This is a genomic window from Agreia bicolorata, assembly GCF_000938265.1.
Taxonomy (GTDB): Bacteria; Actinomycetota; Actinomycetes; order Actinomycetales; family Microbacteriaceae; genus Agreia; species Agreia bicolorata.
On record NZ_JYFC01000005.1, the window covers coordinates 40,597 to 58,565 of the forward strand.

Genomic DNA, 17,969 nt, shown 5'->3' on the forward strand with positions numbered 1-17,969 from the left:
ACCCACCGCTGGGGTCATTAGCCAAGCTAATGAGTTAGGCTAACTATATGACCCCTCCTCTCTCGTTGCCCGCTCTCAGTTCCGAGTTGCGCGGAGTCACAATGCATCTCTCCCGACGACTCCGCAACGAGCGGGCCGATATCGAGCTCAGCGACTCGCAGTTCAGCGTGCTGGCGTATCTCGTTCGCACCGGGGCGCACACACCGAACGAATTGAGCGTCTGGGAGCACGTCACTCCCCCGTCGATGAACCGCACGATCAACGCTCTCGAGGCCGCCGGGCTCGTCGCTCGAACACCGGATGCGTCGGACGGCCGCAAAGTGTTCGTCACGGCCACAGAGAACGGCTGCGCGGTCGTGAAGGAAACGAGGCGCAGGCGCGACGCGTGGCTGCATTCGAGGCTTTCGGCGCTTACACCCGACGAACGTCGAACGCTCGAGGAGGCGACGGTCATTCTGAGAAAGCTTGTGGCTCCGTGAGCGCGATGTTCCGTTCGCTCTCGAGCGTCAACTACCGCATCTGGTTCGCTGGAGCGCTGGTGTCGAACGTGGGCACCTGGATGCAGCGCACGGCACAGGACTGGATCGTGCTCACCGAGTTGACCGACCACGACGCGGCAGCGGTGGGCATCGTCATGGCACTTCAGCTCGGCCCGCAGCTTCTGCTCGTGCCGTGGTCGGGCCTGATAGCCGACCGTCTCGATCGGCGCCGCACGCTGATGGTGACCCAAGCATCCATGGGTGTCTTGGGGCTGGGGCTCGGCCTCATCGTGGTGACAGGCGTCGCTCAGCTCTGGCACGTCTATCTGTTCGCCTTGCTGTTGGGAATCGCCTCGGCGATCGACGCACCTGTGAGGCAGACCTTCGTCTCCGAACTCGTCGGCGGCTCGAACCTGTCGAATGCCGTGGCGCTCAACTCGGCCTCGTTCAATGCGGCCCGCATGATCGGCCCGGCCGTCGCGGGCCTGCTTGTTGCCGTGATTGGCGCGGGCTGGGTGTTCATGTTGAACGCCGTGACGTTCGGCGCAGTTCTGGCGTCACTCACATTCATCAGGGTCGACCAGCTTCGTCGCACACAGCGCGCCCCCCAGGGCAAGGGCCAGCTGTTGGAGGGCTTCCGCTACGTGCGAGCCCGGCCCGATCTGCTGGTGATCTTCGTGATCGTGTTCATCATCGGCACATTCGGCATGAATTTCGCCATCTTCACCTCCACCATGGCGAGCGTGGAGTTTGGCCAGGGATCAGCCGCCTTCGGGGTGCTCTCGTCGGTGATGGCGGTGGGCTCGGTGACGGGAGCCCTGCTGTCGGCGCGGCGCGATCGGCCGCGGCTACGGCTCACCTTCGTTGCCGCCGCCGCGTTCGGGGTGAGCTGCCTCGTCGCCGCCATCATACCGAGCTACTGGGGCTTCGCCGTGGTGCTCGTGTTCGTGGGTTTGTCTGCGCAGACCCTGATGACCACCGCGAACGGCACCGTGCAGACGACGACCGCACCCGAGATGCGTGGGCGCGTAATGGCGCTCTATATGGCCGTGTTCATGGGTGGGACACCACTCGGAGCACCGATCGTGGGCTGGGTGGCGAACACCTTCGGGCCGCGATGGGCGATCGGAGTGGCCGCCGCGTCGGGGCTTGTGGCCGCGGCGATCGGCCTCGGCTGGCTCATCGTGTTCCGCCACCTCCGGCTGCACTACGACAGTGGGGCGCATCCCCATTTCGTCGTTAGCCACGACGGTCGACCGTACTCGCGCGGCCGTTCACCCGAGACGGCCGAGGATCTCGAGGAGGATCTCGCTCTCGACGAGGCGGACGCCCGGAGATCGTGAGCGCTGATCGCCACCGCTTACATCACTCGACGTCGATGACGGTGACTCCTGACGACCTATCACCGGCCGCGATGGCCTGGAGGGCCCCCGGTGCGTCCGACAGCGAGATGCGGTGCTCGATGAGGCGCGCAGGGTCGAGGGCGCCGCTCAGAACGAGGTCGAGGAGCGCCGGGTAGTCCGACGCCGGCATTCCGTGACTGCCGTGCAATGACAGTTCTTTGGCGATGATCGTTGGGATCGGTACGGCGGGCTCGTCAGAGAACAGGCCGATCTGCACCTGCCTGCCTGTGGGCGCGAGCGCGAGAACGCTGAGCCGCATCGTGGCCTGCCTGCCCAGGGCTTCAACAGACACCTGAACGCCGGCGGGAGCCACGGACGCGACCGCATCGAGAATCTCGGATTCCGAGAGGCCGGACGAGCCGATGGTGTGCGCCACTCCGAGCGACGATGCCCGATCGAGGGCGACCGGATCGATATCGACGGCGATCACCTCCGCGCCAAGAGCGACTCCGATCATCGCCGCACTCAGCCCCACACCACCACAGCCGACGACGAGCAGCCGCTCGTCGCGCTTGAGCCGGGCCCGGTGCACGAGTCCTCGATAGGCGGTAGCGAAACGGCAGCCGAGAAGGGCCGCAGCACCCGAGTCGAGTTCGTCTGGAACCCGAATGAGATTGACGTCAGCATTGTGCAGGGCAACGAGTTCGGCAAAGGATCCCCAGTGGGTGAACCCGGGCTGGGTCTGGTTGCGGCACACCTGGCCGTTGCCATCGGCGCATTCCGGGCATCGCCCGCAGGCCGAGACGAAGGGAACCGTCACCCGTTCGCCCACCGTGAATTTCGTGACCTCCGGACCCACGGCGGCGATACGGCCGACGAGTTCGTGCCCCGGAACGTGCGGCAGGGCGATTCCGTCGTCGTGACCAAGCCATCCGTGGGCGTCGCTGCGGCACACTCCCGTCGTTTCAACCCTGACGACGACACCGTCGGCCGACGGAATGGGATCCGGCACATCTCGCAGCTCGGGAAGGCCGCCGAACTCGGTGAACACAACAGCGCGCATGGGTCTCTTTCTCGCGGGGAACGTCTCCGACGATACCGTTCGCGATCGATGTCGGAGCCAGTCTCTAGACTCGGGGCATGCGCCACGGAATCGTCATCCTGCCCCAAGACCCCTGGTCGATCGCCCGCCGAAAGTGGCAGTCAGCCGAGGGACTCGGCTTCGATCATGCGTGGACTTACGATCACCTCTCGTGGCGTTCCCTCGCCGACCAGCCATGGAACGCGACCATCCCCACTCTGACGGCTGCGGCCGTCGTCACCGAGACCATCCGCCTCGGCACCTTCGTCTCATCGCCGAACTTCAGGCATCCAGTGCCCTTCGCGAAAGAAATCGCCACGGTCGACGACATTTCGAGCGGGCGGTTCGTGCTCGGCGTCGGCTCTGGAGGCACGGGGTTCGACGCATTTGTGCTCGGTCAGCCCGAGTACACGCCCCACGAGCGCCATGCACGCTTCGCCGAGTTCGTGACCCTGCTCAACGAGCTGCTGCGGCATGAGGGCGACGGTGAGCGCGGCATCTCCTTCGATGGCGACTGGTACGAGGCGGTCGACGCGCGCATGGTCGGGGTTCCCTCACAGCGGCCTCGGGTGCCGTTCGTGCTCGCCGCCAATGGTCCGAAAGGTCTTGCCCTCGTCGCGAAGCACGGCCAGGGCTGGGTCACGACCGGCAAAGACGGCGCCACCGGCGAGAAGTGGTGGTCGGCGGTGGCCGCTCTGGCCGGCCGCCTCGATGACGCGGCAAACGCAGCAGGCCGTGACCCTGCATCCATCGATCGCTACCTGTCACTCGATTCTGGCGGGCAGTTCTCGCTCGAGAGCGTGGGCGCTTTCGAAGACCTGGTCGGGCGCGCGGCAGAACTCGGTTTCACCGACGTGATCTCACACTGGCCCCGAGCCGAGGGAATCTACGCAGGCGACGAAGAGGTTCTCTACGAGGTGGCCTCGCGCTTCTAGGCGGCTAGCCGACCAGGTTCTGCGCGAAGACGTGCGGGGTGAAGCCGGTGAGGTCGTTGATGCCCTCTCCCTGGCCGATGAGCTTGATCGGAATACCCGTCTTCTCCTGAACGGCGAGTACGAAGCCGGCTTTGGCTGACCCGTCGAGCTTGGTGAGAACGAGGCCGGTCACGCCCGCGTGCTGAATGAACGCCTCGGCCTGGGCGAGCCCGTTCTGGCCGGTGGTCGCGTCGAGCACGAGCAGCACCTCGGCCACGGGGGCCTGCTTCTCGATGACTCGGCGGATCTTGCCGAGCTCGTCCATGAGTCCGCCCTTGGTCTGCAGGCGGCCTGCCGTGTCGATGACCACGATCTCCGTGCCGTGCAGCTTGGCGTACTCGATGGTCTGGAACGCGACCGATGCCGGATCCTGCCCCTCATGCTGCGGACGCACGATGGCGGCGCCCGCCCGTTCTGCCCAGGTGGCCACCTGCTCGACGGCGGCGGCGCGGAACGTGTCGGCCGCGCCGATGACGACCGTGCGCCCGTAGGTGGCGAGGAATTTCGCGAACTTGCCGATGGTTGTGGTCTTGCCGACGCCGTTGACGCCCACGACGAGCACGATGGCTGGGCGCTCAGACAGATGCAGGGTGGTGTCGAGCCGCGACAGCCGCTCCTCCATGGTCTCGCGGAGCATGCGCTGCAGGTCTTTGGGGTCGGTCGTCTTGAAGCGGTCGACCTTGGCTCGAAGATCCGTGACGACCGAGTCGGTGACGTCGGGGCCGAAGTCGGCCTTCAGCAGCGCGTCTTCGAGGTCCTCCCACGTGTTGGCGTCGATCGTGGGCTTGGTGAACATGCCTCGGAGGGCGCCAGACAAAGACCAGGGGGTGCGTTCAGCCATATGACAAGACTACCGGCGTGCCCCTAGCCGACAGCCTGCACGAAGCCGTCCGACCGCTCAGCCTCGGCAGCGAGGTGAGCGAGCCGCTCGGGCAGCTCGAAACCCTTGCGGGCCATCGACTGGGCCCATAGGCGCCCTGCCCTGTAGCTCGAGCGCACCAGCGGACCGGCGAGCACCCCGAGGAAGCCGATCTCCTCGGCCTCCTGTTTGAACGCCACGAACTCCTCCGGCTTGACCCAGCGCGACACGGGGAGATGGCGAGGGCTCGGTCGCAGGTACTGCGTGAGTGTGATGATGTCGGTGCCGGCGTCGTGCAGATCGCGCAGCGCCTGGCTCACCTCGGCGGGCTCCTCCCCCATGCCGAGGATGAGGTTCGACTTGGTGATGAGGCCCGCCGCCCTGGCCTGCGTGAGCACGTCGAGCGAACGCTCGTAGCGGAAGGCCGGGCGAATGCGCTTGAAGATGCGGGGAACGGTCTCGACGTTGTGGGCGAAGACCTCGGGCCTCGACGAGAACACCTCGGCGAGCAGATCACTGTTGCCCGAGAAGTCGGTAGCGAGGATCTCGACGCCGGTTCCCGGGTTGCGGCGATGGATCTCGCGCACCGTCTCTGCGTGCAGCCAGGCGCCCTCGTCGGGCAGGTCGTCGCGGGCGACGCCGGTGACGGTCGCATAGCGCAGGTTCATCTTCTCGACCGATTCGGCAACTCGCCGCGGCTCGTCTGTGTCGTAGTCGGCCGGCTTGCCGGTGTCGATCTGGCAGAAGTCGCACCGCCTGGTGCACTGAGAACCGCCGATGAGGAACGTCGCCTCGCGGTCCTCCCAGCACTCGAAGATGTTCGGGCACCCGGCCTCCTGGCAGACGGTGTGCAGCCCCTCGTCTTTCACGAGGTTCTGCAGGGCGCGATACTCGGGGCCGAAGCGTGCCTTCGTCTTGATCCACTCCGGCTTCTTTTCGATGGGTGTCTCAGCGTTTCTGATCTCGAGGCGCAGCAGCTTGCGCCCTTCGGGCACGGCGCTCACGCGGCGACCTCCGCAGCCGTAGCGAATCCCGCAATCACTGAAGAATCCAAGAAGCGGTCGGCGATGAGCGGCGCGACGTCGCTCGGCTGCACCACACGTCCGATGCATTCGCTGATCGTGGTCACTCCCGCGTCGCGAATGCCGCAGGCCACGATCCGCGAATACGGCTCGAGGCTATTGCTGCAGTTCAGCGCGAAGCCGTGCATCGTCACGTCATGGGCGATGCGGATGCCGATGGCCGCGATCTTGAAATCGGCCCCGCCTCTCGAGACCCAGACCCCAGAGCGCCCGTCGACACGTCCGCACTCCACACCGAGTTCGTCGAGCACATCGATCAGAATCCCCTCGAGACGGCGCACGTAGCCCACGACGTCGATCGGCTCGGCGAGCCGCAGAATCGGATAGCCGACGAGCTGACCGGGCCCGTGCCAGGTGATCTTGCCACCCCGGTCGACGTCGATGACGGGGGTTCCGTCGGTCGGCCGCTCCGAAGCATCCGTTCTGCGCCCAGCGGTGAACACCGGCTGGTGCTCGAGCAGCACCAGCGTGTCGGGTGTCGTGCGGGCGACGACACCTTCGTGGAGGCGACGCTGCAACGCCCATCCATCGGCGTAGTCCACCGCGTGATCGCCGAATCCGGCGAGAAGAAGCTCTGTCATGCAGGCAGTCTAGCTATTTAATAGACGCAGTCCAATTAATCAGGCCGGCTGGTTGTCACCTACGCGTTGGCCGACCACCGCCGACACCCCGTCTTGTCGCATGGAGACGCCGTAGAGGGCATCTGCGATCTCCATCGTGCGCTTCTGGTGCGTGATCACGATGAGCTGACTCGTCTTTCTGAGGTCTTCGAAGATGGTCAGCAGCCGACCCAGGTTGGCGTCGTCGAGGGCCGCCTCGACCTCGTCCATGATGTAGAACGGGCTGGGCCTGGCCTTGAAGATCGCGATCAGCAGCGCGACCGCGGCCAGCGAGCGCTCCCCTCCTGACAGCAGAGAGAGCCGCTCGATCTTCTTGCCGGCGGGCTTGACCGACACCTCGATGCCGGTGGTGAGCAGGTTCGAAGGATCGGTGAGGCTGATGCTGCCCGTTCCGCCCGGGAACAGGATCGGGAACACCTCCTGGAACGCGGCCTTGGTATCAGTGAAAGCCTCGTCGAAGATCACCTGCATCTTCACGTCAATCTCGTCGATGATCGTGAGCAGGTCGGTGCGCGTCTTCGTGAGGTCGGTCAGCTGCTCGGTGAGGAACTTGTGTCGCTGCTCGAGCGCGTCGAACTCCTCGAGCGCAAGCGGGTTCACTCGGCCCAGCTCGGCGAGCTTTCGCTCGGCCTTCGCAAGTCTGGCCTGTTGCGCGACGCGATCGAAGGGGATACCCGCGGGCTGCCCTTCGACAGGCTCGGGAAGCGGCGAGTCCGGTGGGATCAGTTGGTCGGGACCGTACTCGGAGACGAGCACGTCTTCGACGAGCCCGAGCTCACTGCCCACGCGCTCGAGCACGCTCGACAGGTGCAGCTTCTTCTCATAGATCTGCAGTTCGAGACCGTGCACGTTCTCAGTGATCGCCTGCAGGCGCTCGCGCAGCGCGGCCTCGTCGCGGCGCAGAGCGAGCAGCTCCTGATTCTGTTCCGCGCGCTCCGCCTCGGCGCGAGCCTGCTCGAGGCGCGCTTCGGCAACCGACGCCTCCACCGAACTGAGCACGGCGGGCAGGGCTTCGACCACATCCGTGGCGGCTTGCACTTGACGCCGCCGGATCACGGCTCGCCGCGCCGCTTCCTCTGCCGCCGCCCGGTCGGCCTCGACCTGCTTCTGGAGCGCTGCACGACGAGCCTCCTCGGCGCGCACCCGCTCGCGAGCGGTCTCCAGCTGGAGCCGCGCCCCGATCTCCCTCTCCCTGGCGCTCTCGAGCTCGGCGTACAGCGCGTCGCGCTGGCTCACGTCGAGCATGGGGCGTGGGCGGGACTGAGCCGTCTCGAGTTCTTCCTTCGCCGTCGCGGCCGCACGTTCCGCCTGAGCGACCGTCTCCTCCGACACCGCGAGCGCCGAGCTGAGCCGATCGAACTCGCCCGTCGACGCGTCGAGTTGGGCCTTGAGCCTGGCGAGCTTCTCGGTCTGTGCAGCGAGCGCGGAATCGAACTCGCGGAGCGCCGCGAGCGCCTGCGCCGACTGTTCTTTCGCGAGCTGCACGATGCCACGCTGCTCGGCGAGGGCGAACTTGGCCCTCTCGATCAGCGAGAGCGTCTCATCGAGGTTCACCGAGGCGGTGTCACGCTCGGCGCGCAGCTCGATGCGGCTGCGCTTGGCACCCGATCCTCCACGCAGCACGTACTCGGTGAGCACGTCGCCCGATCGGGTGATGAGAGTGGCTCCGGCGTGCTTCGCCACCGACGGCCACACCTTTCGGGCCGTGGCGAGATCGTCGACGATCAGCGTTCGGGCGAGCAGACCGCGCACGCCGGCCGGTGCCGTGATCACGTCGACGGCCGCGATGACTCCAGCGGCGTCGGATGCGATGGGCTCGGCAACCGCATCGGTTCCAGCAACGGGATCGGCGGAATCGGCCACAACGATCTCGACGCGGCCGAGCTCGTCGCTGTGGGCCAGGTCGATGGCGGTGCGCGCAGCATCCGGTGTCTCGGCGAGAACCGCATCGGCCAAGGTGCCGAGGGCCGCCGCGATCGCGGCCTCGAAGCCCGGCTTGGCCGTGACGTTGTCGGCAACCAGCCCGAGCACACCAGGGACTTTCGCTGCGATGAGGTCGGTCGTGCCGTCTTTCTGGTCGAGGGCCAGAGTCAGGGCGCTCGTTCGGGCGGCGAGCGCATCGCGCTCGCGCTCATGGCCGTGCAGGGTTTCGCGCAGGACCTCGATCTCGGCCTCGGCCTCGAACAGGCGGGCCTGCGCGAACTCGTAGGCCTCGTCGAGGTCGGTCTCGGATGTTCCAGAAACGGCGGCCTCTGCTTCGAGAAGAGCGAACTCGGCCTTCGCCGTCTCACGCCGAGCGGTCGCGGCCTCGAGGGCGTTGGTCTGCCTCAGCACCTCGCCTCGCACGGCAGCGAGCCGCGAGTTGGCCGTGTCGACCTGACCCTGCAGTTTGGAGATCTCGAGATCGTGTTTCGACACGAGGGCGCTCTGGGCCGCGATCTCCTCGTCGACCGAGTCGAGCGAGGAGCGCGCGTCTACTGAGTCGGCCTGGGCCACCGTGAGGGCAAGCTCGGCGGCCTCAACCTCGCCGCGGAGCCGCAGGATCTCGTCGGCCGCGTCGGCGACCATCTGCGGGGTGACCGTGGGCCCTGTGGCCGTACCCTCGGCATCCGAACCCAGCAGCGCGAGCCGCTGGTTGGCCAGGGTGAAGAGGCCGCGCAAGCGCTCCTGCACCGACTCGAGACCGAAGCTCGTTCGCCGCGCGATGTCGACGGCGTCGCCCACCTGGGCGCCCTCGATTCGGGCGACGCGAAGCTGGTTCTGCTCGAGCCGCTCCTGCAGCACGATGCGTTCGGTGCGGCGCTCGTTCTCGGTTCGTCCATGGTCTGAGAGCGCGGTGCGCAGGGTGACGACCTCGTCGGCGAGAAGCCGGGCGCGAGCATCCCGCACGATCATGGCGATCGACTGCGCCTCTTTCGCGATCTCGGCCTGGCGGCCCAGAGGTTTGAGCTGACGGCGGATCTCGCCCGCAAGGTCGCTGAGACGAGTGAGGTTGGCCTGCATCGCCTCGAGCTTGCGCTGCGTCTTCTCTTTGCGGCGCCGGTGCTTCAGAATCCCTGCGGCTTCTTCGATGAAACCGCGTCGTCCTTCGGGTGTCGCGTGCAGCACGGCGTCGAGCTGGCCCTGACCAACGATCACGTGCATCTCGCGGCCGAGCCCGGAGTCGCTCAGCAGCTCCTGAACGTCGAGAAGCCGACAGCCCTCGCCGTTGATCGCATACTCGCTGCCCCCGTTGCGAAACAGCGTGCGACTGATCGTGACCTCGGAATAGTCGATCGGCAGGGCGCCGTCTGCATTGTCGATGGTGAGGATGACCTCGGCCCGGCCGAGGGGACCCTTCGTGGCCGTGCCCGCGAAGATGACGTCCTCCATCTTGCCGCCCCGGAGAGTCTTCGCGCCCTGCTCGCCCATGACCCAGGCGAGTGCGTCGACGACGTTGCTCTTGCCCGATCCGTTCGGACCGACGACGCAGGTGACCCCGGTCTCGAAGGCGAAGGTCGTGGGGTGCGCGAACGACTTGAAACCCTTGAGGGTCAGGCTTTTGAGATACACCCGACGCCCTCCGCTTCGTTCTGACTTCCAGTGGTTGCTCTACGGTACCGAACCCGCGCCGATGCGGGGGCGAGGCTCGTCAACAATGCTCGAACACGTAGTCGGCGTGGCCCTTCGCGACGAGGTTGCGGTCGCGCAGAATCGTGCTGGCCGGTCTCTCGTTCGAGGCGCAGATTTCGTCGAACGGGGCCGAGAGGTCATCGGTGTACTCGATGTCTATGACCCGGTCGCCGTAGACCTCGGCGTAGGCACCGCACTCCTCGAAGCGCACGCACTCCTCGGTGACGGCGAAATCGAATCCCGCCTCGGTGCGACCGCGCCCGCCCAGCTCGGCTGAGTTCTTCTGCCCTATCGCCATGGCACGTCCGTGAGCCCGGTCGGCGAAGAGCTTCGCGAGCGCCAGGTTGTCGCCGATGCTGAGGTGTCCGTCGCTACGCGAGTAGGTGTCGAGGTTGTCGATCTCGACAGCGTCGAACCCCTTGTCGGCGCACGCCTCGATGGATGCGCCGATCACGCGCGAGATGCGCTGCCTCTTCTCGGGCGTCGACGTGTCGAGAATGAACTCGTCGGGCCAGTTCGGGTCGATGATCGCCGTGCCGTCATCAGCCCGCAACACGAGGTCGGGGTTGTCGACGCTCCACCGCTCATCGTCGCCGGGCTGCGACTGGAATCCGTTGACGTAGCAGATGGAGTACACGCCCTCGGCCGGCTCCGACGTGCTGTCGCGGGTGACGATCTTCACGGCGGCGTCGACGTCGTAGCTGCCCCCGAGCTGGTAGTCGGCCGGTTCGCCGAAGGGCGGCAGGGTGAGGCCGGCTTCTGTCACGGTCCAGGAGTCGCTGGAGCTCGGCGACGTCGTCTCGTCGTCTCGGGCATCCGACGTGCACGCCGCGAGCAACCCGAGAATCGCGACGGTCGCTGCGCCTGCGACCAACGCCGTCGAGATCCTTGCCTGCATACCGCTCATGCTAGGCGGCGTACGCTTGAATCGTCTGCTCGCTCCCGGTCGCACCGGGGCATCGATCCGAAGAGGACTCCCGCCGGAATGGCTCATCCCCCGCTCGTCTCCCCCGGCCCCGCGCTGACGCCGGCCGAGCTCAGCCGCTACTCCCGGCAACTCACGCTCCCGCAGATCGGCGTCGACGGCCAGCGCCGCCTCAAGGCGTCGCGCGTGCTCGTGCTGGGCGCGGGCGGACTCGGGTCGCCCATCCTCACCTCGCTCGTCGCGGCAGGCGTCGGAACCGTCGGCGTCGTCGACTCCGACACGGTCGAGCCCTCCAATCTGCAACGCCAGACCCTCTTCGGCACCGCCGATGTGGGTCGCCGCAAGGCCGAGGCTGCGGCTTCGGCCCTCGCTGAGCTGAACCCCCTGGTCGACATTCTTCCCCTCGTTGTTCGCGTGACGAGCGCGAACGTGCTCGCCCTCGTCGCCGACTACGATGTGATCGTCGACGGCACAGACAACTTCGAGACCCGCTATCTGGCCCACGACGCGGCCAAGCTATTGGGCAAGCCCTACGTGTGGGGCTCCGTGCTGCGATTCGACGGCCAGGCGACCGTGTTCTGGGCGACACCGCCCGCCGCGCTGGGAGCGGGCGTCACCGTTCGCGACCTGTTCGCCGAGGAGCCGCCGGCCGATGAGGGCGAGACCTGCGCCACCGCGGGTGTGCTCGGATCGATCTGCGCCTCGATCGGCTCGGTCATGGCCACCGAGACCATCAAGTTGCTTCTCGGCTTCGGCGAACTGCTGCTGGGCCGGCTACTCGTGCACGACGGCCTGGATGCGACGTGGCGCGAGATCCGCTTCGGCCCGGCCGCGCGCGACGCGGCTCCGCGAGAGCGGTCGGCAGTGGCATCCGCTGCAACCACGACCTCGCGACCAACCCTGCCGGCCTCGCCCGAGGCGTCCGGCACCCACGACACGAAAGGCACCCCTGTGACCCAGCCCGACGCATCCACCGCACTGCCCGAACCGACCGCCGAGCGCATGACGCCCACCCAACTGAAGGCCCTGCTCGACGCCCGCGAGCGCGGCGAGCAGAGCTTCGTGCTGGTCGACGTGCGCGAGCCGTGGGAGCGTGACATCGTCGCGATCGAGGGCTCAGAACTGATTCCGATGAGCCAGCTGCTCAGCGACGAGGCTCGCGAGAAGATGCCTCAGGACGGCCGGGTGATTTTGTACTGCCACCACGACGGCCGCTCGGGCCAGGCCCGGGACTACATGGCCCAGAACGGCTGGTCGAACATCTCCGACCTCGGCGGAGGGGTCGACGCGTGGGTCACCGAGATCGAGCCCGACAAGGCGCGGTACTGACGCGCCGCCTCGGCACTCGTCGAGTCGGCGCAGAAGCACCTTCGGAACCGATTTTCGGTGCATGTGAGGCAACTCGATGGTGCGTGGCGCCCGAACGGGCCAGAGTAGACGCATGGATGAGAAGACGACTCTGCATGACTACCTGCGGCGTGGGCGAGACAGCCTGCTGTTGAAGGTCGAGGGACTCAGCGAGTACGACGTGCGTCGACCGCTGACTCCCACGGGCACGAACATTCTCGGCCTCGTCAAACACGTGGCGAGCGTGCAACTCGACTACTTCGGGGTGACGTTCGGTCGCCCCGCCGATCGCGCGATTCCGTGGCTGGCCGAGGATGCGGTGCCGGATTCCGACATGTGGGTTCCCGCTGCCGAGTCACGTGCGGAGATCATCGAGTTCCACCACTACTCCGCGGCGCGCAGCGATGCCACGATCGATGCACTGAGCATCGACGCCATCGGCGAGGTGCCCTGGTGGAAGCCGGGGACGCGCCGAGTGACGCTGCACCAGATCCTCGTCCACGTGGTCGCAGAGACTGCCCGGCACGCGGGCCACGCCGACATTCTGCGCGAGGGCATCGACGGCGAGGTGGGATTGCGTGCGGCGGATCCGAATATCCCCGGGCGCTCCGCAGAGGAGTGGGCCGCCTACCGCGCCATGATCGAGGCCGACGCCCGCCGCGCCTAGCCGCCGGCGAACGGGGGCAGCACGTCGAGGCGGTCGCCGTCGCGCAGCACGATGTCGCGGTCAGTCGTGGTGACCTCGTTGAGGATGAACGAGCAGCGGGCGAAGACCGCCCGAGGGTCGTCTCCAAGCTCGTCGAGCAGGGCGCCGATTGTGTCTCCGACGCCAATCGAGCGCACCTCCTCGGCCACACCCGTGGCCGCTTTGGCCGCAGCGAAGTACCTCACCTGCACCTGCATGTCAGCCGCCGATCGCGCTCATCGAACGGGCCGGCTGCTCGAACCCCGCTGCATTGATGCCGTGTCCGGATGGCTTCGCCCACATCGCCGCGCGCCAGAGATCCGCGATAGCGGAATCGGTCGCCCCGCCGCGGAGCGATCCGAGCAGATCAGTCTCGCCCTCGGAGAAGAGGCAGCTGCGAACCCCGCCCTCCGCCGTGATGCGCGTGCGGCGGCAGTCGTCACAGAAGTTCTCGGTGACGCTCGCGATGATTCCGACCATGCCGAGCATCTCGCCCGTGGGGTCGGACTTCTCGCGCACCTGGTACAGCTCGGCCGGGGCGCCGTCACGTGGCGCATCGTCGGGCGTCAGAATGTAGCGCACCTCGAGCTTTTCGCGGATCTGAGCCGCGGTGATCATGCCGTCGCGCGTCCACGAGTGGTCGGCATCCAGAGGCATCTGCTCGATGAAGCGCAGCTGGTGGCCGCCCGCGAGCGCCCACTCGAGCAACTCGACGCCCTGGTCGTCGTTGATGCCCGGCATCAGCACCGCGTTGATCTTGGTGCGCTCGAGGCCCACGGTGCGCAGCTCGTCGATGCCCTCGAGCACACGATTGAGGAACGGCCGTCGGGTGATCGTGGCGAAGGTCTCGGCACAGATCGAGTCGAGCGACACGTTGACGCGGTCGAGGCCCGCAGCGGCGAGCGCCGCGGCACGGCTCTTGAGGCCGATCGCGTTGGTGGTCAGCGAGATCTCGGGTCTCGGCTCGAGAGCCGCGCAGTCTTCGATGATCTCGACCAGGTCTTTGCGCAGCAGCGGTTCTCCACCAGTGAAGCGGATCTGCCGCACGCCGAGCTCCTCCACCGCGATGCGGGCAAGGCGAGCGATCTCCTCGCGAGTGAGCAACTTCGGTCCCGCCAAGAACGGCAGGCCCTCTGCGGGCATGCAATAGGTGCAGCGCAGATTGCACTTGTCGGTCAGAGAGATGCGCAGATCGGTGGCCGTGCGGCCGAAACGGTCGAGAAGGCCGGGCACAGTGGGGCGATCGGATGCCTGGGGTCGGCCGGGCGTCACAGCTGTGCCGCGGATAGGGATGGTCGGCATGCCGAGCGTGATGCTCATCCACCCAGCCTACGTCGTCAGATCGCGCCGAGCCCGAAGGTCAGGAGACGAGTGAAGTCCGCCTGGGGGTTCAGAAGCACCTCACGGGTGTCGCCCTGTTCGACGATGTGCCCCTCATCGAGAACGATCACCCGGTCGGCGAGGGCGAGGGCATCGAGCGGATCGTGGGTGACAATCACCACCGTGCGCTCGGCGAGAACGTCGGACAGCAGGCGCCGCATCGCCGGCGCGACACCGACGTCCAATGCCCCGAATGGTTCGTCGAGCAGCAACAGCCGTGGCTCGGTCGCCAGCGCCCTGGCCACCGCGACGCGTTGGGCCTGACCGCCCGAGAGCCGACGGGGGTGCCGATCGGCCAGCCCCGTGGCATCCACCCGCTGGAGCCATCGCTCGGCGATGCGTCGGGCCTCGGCCCGATCGACGCCCGCGCTGCGAGGGCCGAACGCGACGTTGTCGCGCACGCTGAGGTGCGGAAAGAGAAGTGCCTCCTGCGCGAGCAGTGCGACGCCGCGCGAGTGGGGCGCCACCCAGCTGTCAGGCTCGTCGCCCCCGGCCGATACGAGCGTCGTGCCGCCGAGGCGCACATGGCCCGAATCGGGTCGCACCAGGCCCGACAGCACGTCGAGTAAAGTCGACTTGCCAGCACCGTTCGGCCCGAGAACGGCGAGCGTCTCGCCCCCTGCGAGTGAGAAGCTCACATCGAGCCGGTCAGGCTCGACGACGGCGTGAACGTCGAGGCTCATCGGATCTCCCGCCGTCCGTAGGTGACGACCATCACGATCACGGCCACCACCACGAGCACGAGGGCGAGCGCCACCGCGGCATCCGGATCGGTCTCACGCTGCAGGTAGATCTCGAGCGGCAGTGTGCGGGTGACCCCCTCGAGACTGCCCGCGAAGGTGAGCGTCGCCCCGAATTCGCCGAGGGCGCGGGCGAAGGCGAGCACTGCCCCGGTGACCAGGCCCGGCAGCACAAGCGGCAGCGTCACCCTGCGAAAAACGGTGCTGGGTGATGCGCCCAGGGTGGATGCGACGGCCTCGTATCGCGACCCGGCCGCACGCAGGGCCGCCTCCAGGCTGAGCACCAGGAACGGCAGAGCGACGAACGTCTGAGCGAGCACCACGGCGACGGTCGAGAAGGCGATGCTCACGCCCAGGGTCTCCAGCGAGGAACCGAGCAGGCCGCGGCGTCCGAAGGCCGCGAGCAGGGCGATGCCGCCGACGACCGGCGGAAGCACGAGGGGTAGAAGAATCAGCGCACGGAGGATGCGTTTGCCCGGAAAGCTCGTGCGCGCCAGGACGAGCGCCAACGGTACGCCGAGCAGAATGCAGAGTGCGGTGCTGGCAACCGAGGTGCGAAGGCTCAGAGCTAGTGCGGCCAGCGACGAGGGGCTGGTGACGAGAGCGCCGAAGTTCGGCCAGTCGACGCGGGTGGCCAGGCTGACGATCGGCACGATGATGAGCAGCGCGCCGACGGCAGCGACGACGGCGACCCAGGCGGGAATGCCGCCGAGAGTCGAGCGCTGCTGCATTCGATTGGCCACTAAGGCTTGGCGAAGCCCGCAGCGGCGAGGATCTTCTGGCCGTCTGCGCCGGTGACGAGCTTCGCGAACTCAGCGGCGAGGTCGGGCAGCGTCGATGCCTTGACGACGCCGATCGGGTACTTGTTCACTGCTCCGGATGCCTCGGGGAAGGTCACGCCATCGACCGCTTCGCCCGCAGCCTTGACGTCGGTCACGTACACGAGGCCGGCATCCGCCTCCCCCGACGAGACCTTGCCGAGCACGTCGGTGACGGCGGACTCCTCACTCACCGGGGTGAGGGTGATGCCCGTGGCCTGCTCGATCTTCACTGTGGCCGAGCCGCACGGAACCTGGGCGGCGCAGATAACGACCTTGGCCTCGGGTTTGGTGAGGTCTTGGAATGAGGTGATTCCGGCCGGGTTGCCCCGGGGAACGGCGATCTCGAGGGTGTTGCTCGCGAAGAGCTCGGGGGTGCCGTCGATCAATTTCGCATCGCTCAGCTTCGCCATGTTCTTTTCGTCGGCGAACGCCACGACGTCGGCCGGCGCTCCTTCGGTGACCTGCGACACCAGATCGGCCGAGCCCGCGAAGTTCAGCGACACGGTCACTCCGGGGTGCGACTTTTCGAACTCGCTCGCCAGCTCGGTGAAGGTGTCTTTGAGCGAGGCCGCCGCGAAGACTGTGAGAGTCTGCTCCACGACCGGAGTCGGGCTCGGCTCGTTGCCTGAGCTTGTCGAAGGGGACGCACACCCGGCGAGCATGCCGATGGCGCCTACAAGGGCGAGAGATGCGAGAACGGCCTTCTTCACGACGCGCTCCTGGATGCTTCGACGATGACGTTGGTGGACTTGATCACGGCGACGGCCACCGAGCCGGGCTTCAAGTCGAGATCGCGAACGGCCTCGGTACTCATGAGCGACACGACGCGATGCGGCCCGCACTGCAGCTCGACCTGACTCATCACGACATCGCTCGTGACCTTCGTGACGAGTCCGACGAAACGATTGCGCGCCGAGCTGTTCATGTCGGACGGGTCGACCGGATTGGCCGAGTGCTCTTTCGCGAGCCGAGCCAGGTCGACCCCATCGACGACCTTGCGTCCTGCGTCATCGAGCGACGATGGGAGCGTGCCGTTCTCGATCCAGCGCCGAACCGTGTCATCGCTGACACCAAGGAAGACTGCCGCGTCTCGAATCCGTATTTGCGTCACGAATCTTAGTTTAGACCCTCATTTGCGCACGTCGGGTCGATTGCTAGAGTGACGGGATCGTGCACATTCGCGTTGTCGAGCCCGAGGGAGCACCCATGACAGTGACAGGAATCGGCGGGCTGTTCTTCCGAAGCCGCGATCCGGAAGCTCGGACGGCCTGGTACCGCGAGAATCTCGGCATCGGCACCGGGGAGGACGAGGGCTGGCAGCAGCAGGCAGGCCCAACAGTCTTCGCCCCTTTCGCATCCGACAGCGACTATTTCGCGAGAGACCAGCCCTTTATGCTCAACCTCAGAGTTACCGACCTGGATGCACTGGCAGCGAAACTCGAGGGAGACGGCATCGCCGTCGAACGGCGACCCGAGTGGGACGACACCGACTACGGCACGTTCGCTCGAATCCACGACCCGGAGGGTCTGCCGATCGAGCTGTGGCAACCTCCGGTCTGATTCAGCGGAGCTACTCGATCGTCACGCTGCGGCTGCGAAGATCAGTTGCGCCACCAGCACCAGAAGAACTGCCACACCGACCACGAGCGCCGCGAGCGAGACACGGTTTCTGACGCGGCGCAGGCCGACGATGCCGAGTACCAGCGCGACAACGGCCGCGATCACGTTCACGACGGATGCGATCACCGAGAACCCGAGGTACCAGCCCGCATCCTCGCTCGCGTCGCCCAGCGCCACGAGCGTGGCAATGACGAGGATCACCGCCGCGACCAACCCGATCGAGGCCAGCACGGTGAACACGATAGTCACCACCCGCAGCGGAGTTGGCAGCGGGTGCGCGGACGCAGGTGCGGTAGACGACATTCGAAACTCCTCGTTGGCTGCGTAGCGGTGAGCGAGTCGAGAAGACCGGGCGACGCTGTGGTGTCGACACTAGGTGCTTCACCTAGGCCAGGTCACCC

General features: G+C 66.8%; 19 protein-coding genes. 6 read left to right on the plus strand and 13 right to left on the minus strand.

Going from position 1 to position 17,969, the window contains the following annotated elements; genetic code table 11:
• Window positions 1-47 precede the first annotated feature (47 nt).
• Together TZ00_RS11995 and TZ00_RS12000 are read left to right on the plus strand one after the other, a co-directional pair.
• Window positions 48-479, plus strand: coding sequence for a MarR family winged helix-turn-helix transcriptional regulator (locus TZ00_RS11995; protein WP_044442068.1), 432 nt, complete (start codon window positions 48-50; stop codon window positions 477-479).
• A complete protein-coding gene (locus TZ00_RS12000; RefSeq protein WP_044442069.1) occupies window positions 476-1,822 on the plus strand; it encodes an MFS transporter in 1,347 nt (448 codons plus the stop codon). The genes TZ00_RS11995 and TZ00_RS12000 overlap by 4 nt, the downstream gene beginning before the upstream one ends.
• A gap of 22 nt (window positions 1,823-1,844) precedes the next feature.
• Here TZ00_RS12000 and TZ00_RS12005 read toward each other — a convergent pair whose 3' ends face one another.
• Window positions 1,845-2,885 carry a zinc-dependent alcohol dehydrogenase family protein gene (locus TZ00_RS12005; protein WP_044442070.1) on the minus strand — a complete coding sequence of 347 codons (1,041 nt, stop codon included), beginning with the start codon at window positions 2,883-2,885 and terminating at the stop codon, window positions 1,845-1,847.
• Between the two features lie 77 nt (window positions 2,886-2,962).
• Here TZ00_RS12005 and TZ00_RS12010 point away from each other — a divergent pair, with 77 nt between their 5' ends.
• Window positions 2,963-3,838, plus strand: coding sequence for an LLM class flavin-dependent oxidoreductase (locus TZ00_RS12010; protein ID WP_044442071.1), 876 nt, complete (start codon window positions 2,963-2,965; stop codon window positions 3,836-3,838).
• Between the two features lie 4 nt (window positions 3,839-3,842).
• Here the strand turns inward: TZ00_RS12010 and ftsY are convergent, their stop codons facing one another.
• The 5 genes from ftsY to TZ00_RS12035 form a co-directional block, all read right to left on the minus strand.
• Window positions 3,843-4,718, minus strand: a complete 876-nt coding sequence (ftsY, locus tag TZ00_RS12015; protein ID WP_044442072.1) for a signal recognition particle-docking protein FtsY — start codon at window positions 4,716-4,718, stop codon at window positions 3,843-3,845.
• A 23-nt stretch (window positions 4,719-4,741) separates the two neighbouring features.
• A complete protein-coding gene (lipA, locus tag TZ00_RS12020; RefSeq protein ID WP_044442073.1) occupies window positions 4,742-5,740 on the minus strand; it encodes a lipoyl synthase in 999 nt (332 codons plus the stop codon).
• Window positions 5,737-6,399 carry a lipoyl(octanoyl) transferase LipB gene (gene lipB / locus TZ00_RS12025; RefSeq protein WP_044442074.1) on the minus strand — a complete coding sequence of 221 codons (663 nt, stop codon included), beginning with the start codon at window positions 6,397-6,399 and terminating at the stop codon, window positions 5,737-5,739. Before lipB ends, lipA begins: the two co-directional genes overlap by 4 nt.
• A 39-nt stretch (window positions 6,400-6,438) precedes the next feature.
• Window positions 6,439-9,990, minus strand: a complete 3,552-nt coding sequence (gene smc / locus TZ00_RS12030; protein WP_044442075.1) for a chromosome segregation protein SMC — start codon at window positions 9,988-9,990, stop codon at window positions 6,439-6,441.
• Window positions 9,991-10,069: 79 nt separating this feature from the next.
• A complete protein-coding gene (locus tag TZ00_RS12035; RefSeq protein WP_152631183.1) occupies window positions 10,070-10,948 on the minus strand; it encodes an endo alpha-1,4 polygalactosaminidase in 879 nt (292 codons plus the stop codon).
• An 87-nt stretch (window positions 10,949-11,035) separates the two neighbouring features.
• On the opposite strand from TZ00_RS12035, the gene TZ00_RS12040 reads away from it, so the two are divergent.
• On the plus strand, window positions 11,036-12,304 hold the full coding sequence (locus tag TZ00_RS12040; protein ID WP_044442076.1) for a ThiF family adenylyltransferase: 1,269 nt from the start codon (window positions 11,036-11,038) through the stop codon (window positions 12,302-12,304).
• 112 nt (window positions 12,305-12,416) lie between these two features.
• Entirely contained in the window at window positions 12,417-12,989 is a 573-nt protein-coding gene (locus TZ00_RS12045; RefSeq protein WP_044442078.1) for a DinB family protein, read from the plus strand.
• On the opposite strand, the gene TZ00_RS12050 is transcribed toward TZ00_RS12045, so the two are convergent.
• Genes TZ00_RS12050 through TZ00_RS12075 form a run of 6 tightly spaced genes read right to left on the minus strand, consistent with a single transcriptional unit; the run spans window position 12,986 to window position 17,059 of the window.
• Window positions 12,986-13,225 carry a MoaD/ThiS family protein gene (locus tag TZ00_RS12050; RefSeq protein WP_044442079.1) on the minus strand — a complete coding sequence of 80 codons (240 nt, stop codon included), beginning with the start codon at window positions 13,223-13,225 and terminating at the stop codon, window positions 12,986-12,988. The genes TZ00_RS12045 and TZ00_RS12050 overlap by 4 nt on opposite strands.
• Window position 13,226: 1 nt before the next feature.
• A complete protein-coding gene (gene moaA, locus TZ00_RS12055; RefSeq protein ID WP_078715161.1) occupies window positions 13,227-14,327 on the minus strand; it encodes a GTP 3',8-cyclase MoaA in 1,101 nt (366 codons plus the stop codon).
• A 17-nt stretch (window positions 14,328-14,344) separates the two neighbouring features.
• Window positions 14,345-15,070, minus strand: a complete 726-nt coding sequence (locus TZ00_RS12060; protein ID WP_052521532.1) for a sulfate/molybdate ABC transporter ATP-binding protein — start codon at window positions 15,068-15,070, stop codon at window positions 14,345-14,347.
• Window positions 15,067-15,858, minus strand: a complete 792-nt coding sequence (locus TZ00_RS12065; RefSeq protein WP_044442321.1) for an ABC transporter permease — start codon at window positions 15,856-15,858, stop codon at window positions 15,067-15,069. Before TZ00_RS12065 ends, TZ00_RS12060 begins: the two co-directional genes overlap by 4 nt.
• 11 nt (window positions 15,859-15,869) lie before the next feature.
• The gene (gene modA / locus TZ00_RS12070) at window positions 15,870-16,610 is read right to left on the minus strand and encodes a molybdate ABC transporter substrate-binding protein (RefSeq protein ID WP_052521559.1); all 741 of its coding nucleotides are present in this window, start codon (window positions 16,608-16,610) and stop codon (window positions 15,870-15,872) included.
• A 44-nt stretch (window positions 16,611-16,654) separates the two neighbouring features.
• Window positions 16,655-17,059: a TOBE domain-containing protein gene (locus TZ00_RS12075; RefSeq protein ID WP_044442083.1), complete on the minus strand. Its 405-nt coding sequence runs from the start codon at window positions 17,057-17,059 to the stop codon at window positions 16,655-16,657.
• Window positions 17,060-17,154: 95 nt separating this feature from the next.
• On the opposite strand from TZ00_RS12075, the gene TZ00_RS12080 reads away from it, so the two are divergent.
• Window positions 17,155-17,508, plus strand: a complete 354-nt coding sequence (locus TZ00_RS12080; RefSeq protein WP_044442322.1) for a VOC family protein — start codon at window positions 17,155-17,157, stop codon at window positions 17,506-17,508.
• A 21-nt stretch (window positions 17,509-17,529) separates the two neighbouring features.
• Here the strand turns inward: TZ00_RS12080 and TZ00_RS12085 are convergent, their stop codons facing one another.
• On the minus strand, window positions 17,530-17,871 hold the full coding sequence (locus tag TZ00_RS12085; protein ID WP_044442084.1) for a hypothetical protein: 342 nt from the start codon (window positions 17,869-17,871) through the stop codon (window positions 17,530-17,532).
• Between the last annotated feature and the right edge of the window lie 98 nt (window positions 17,872-17,969).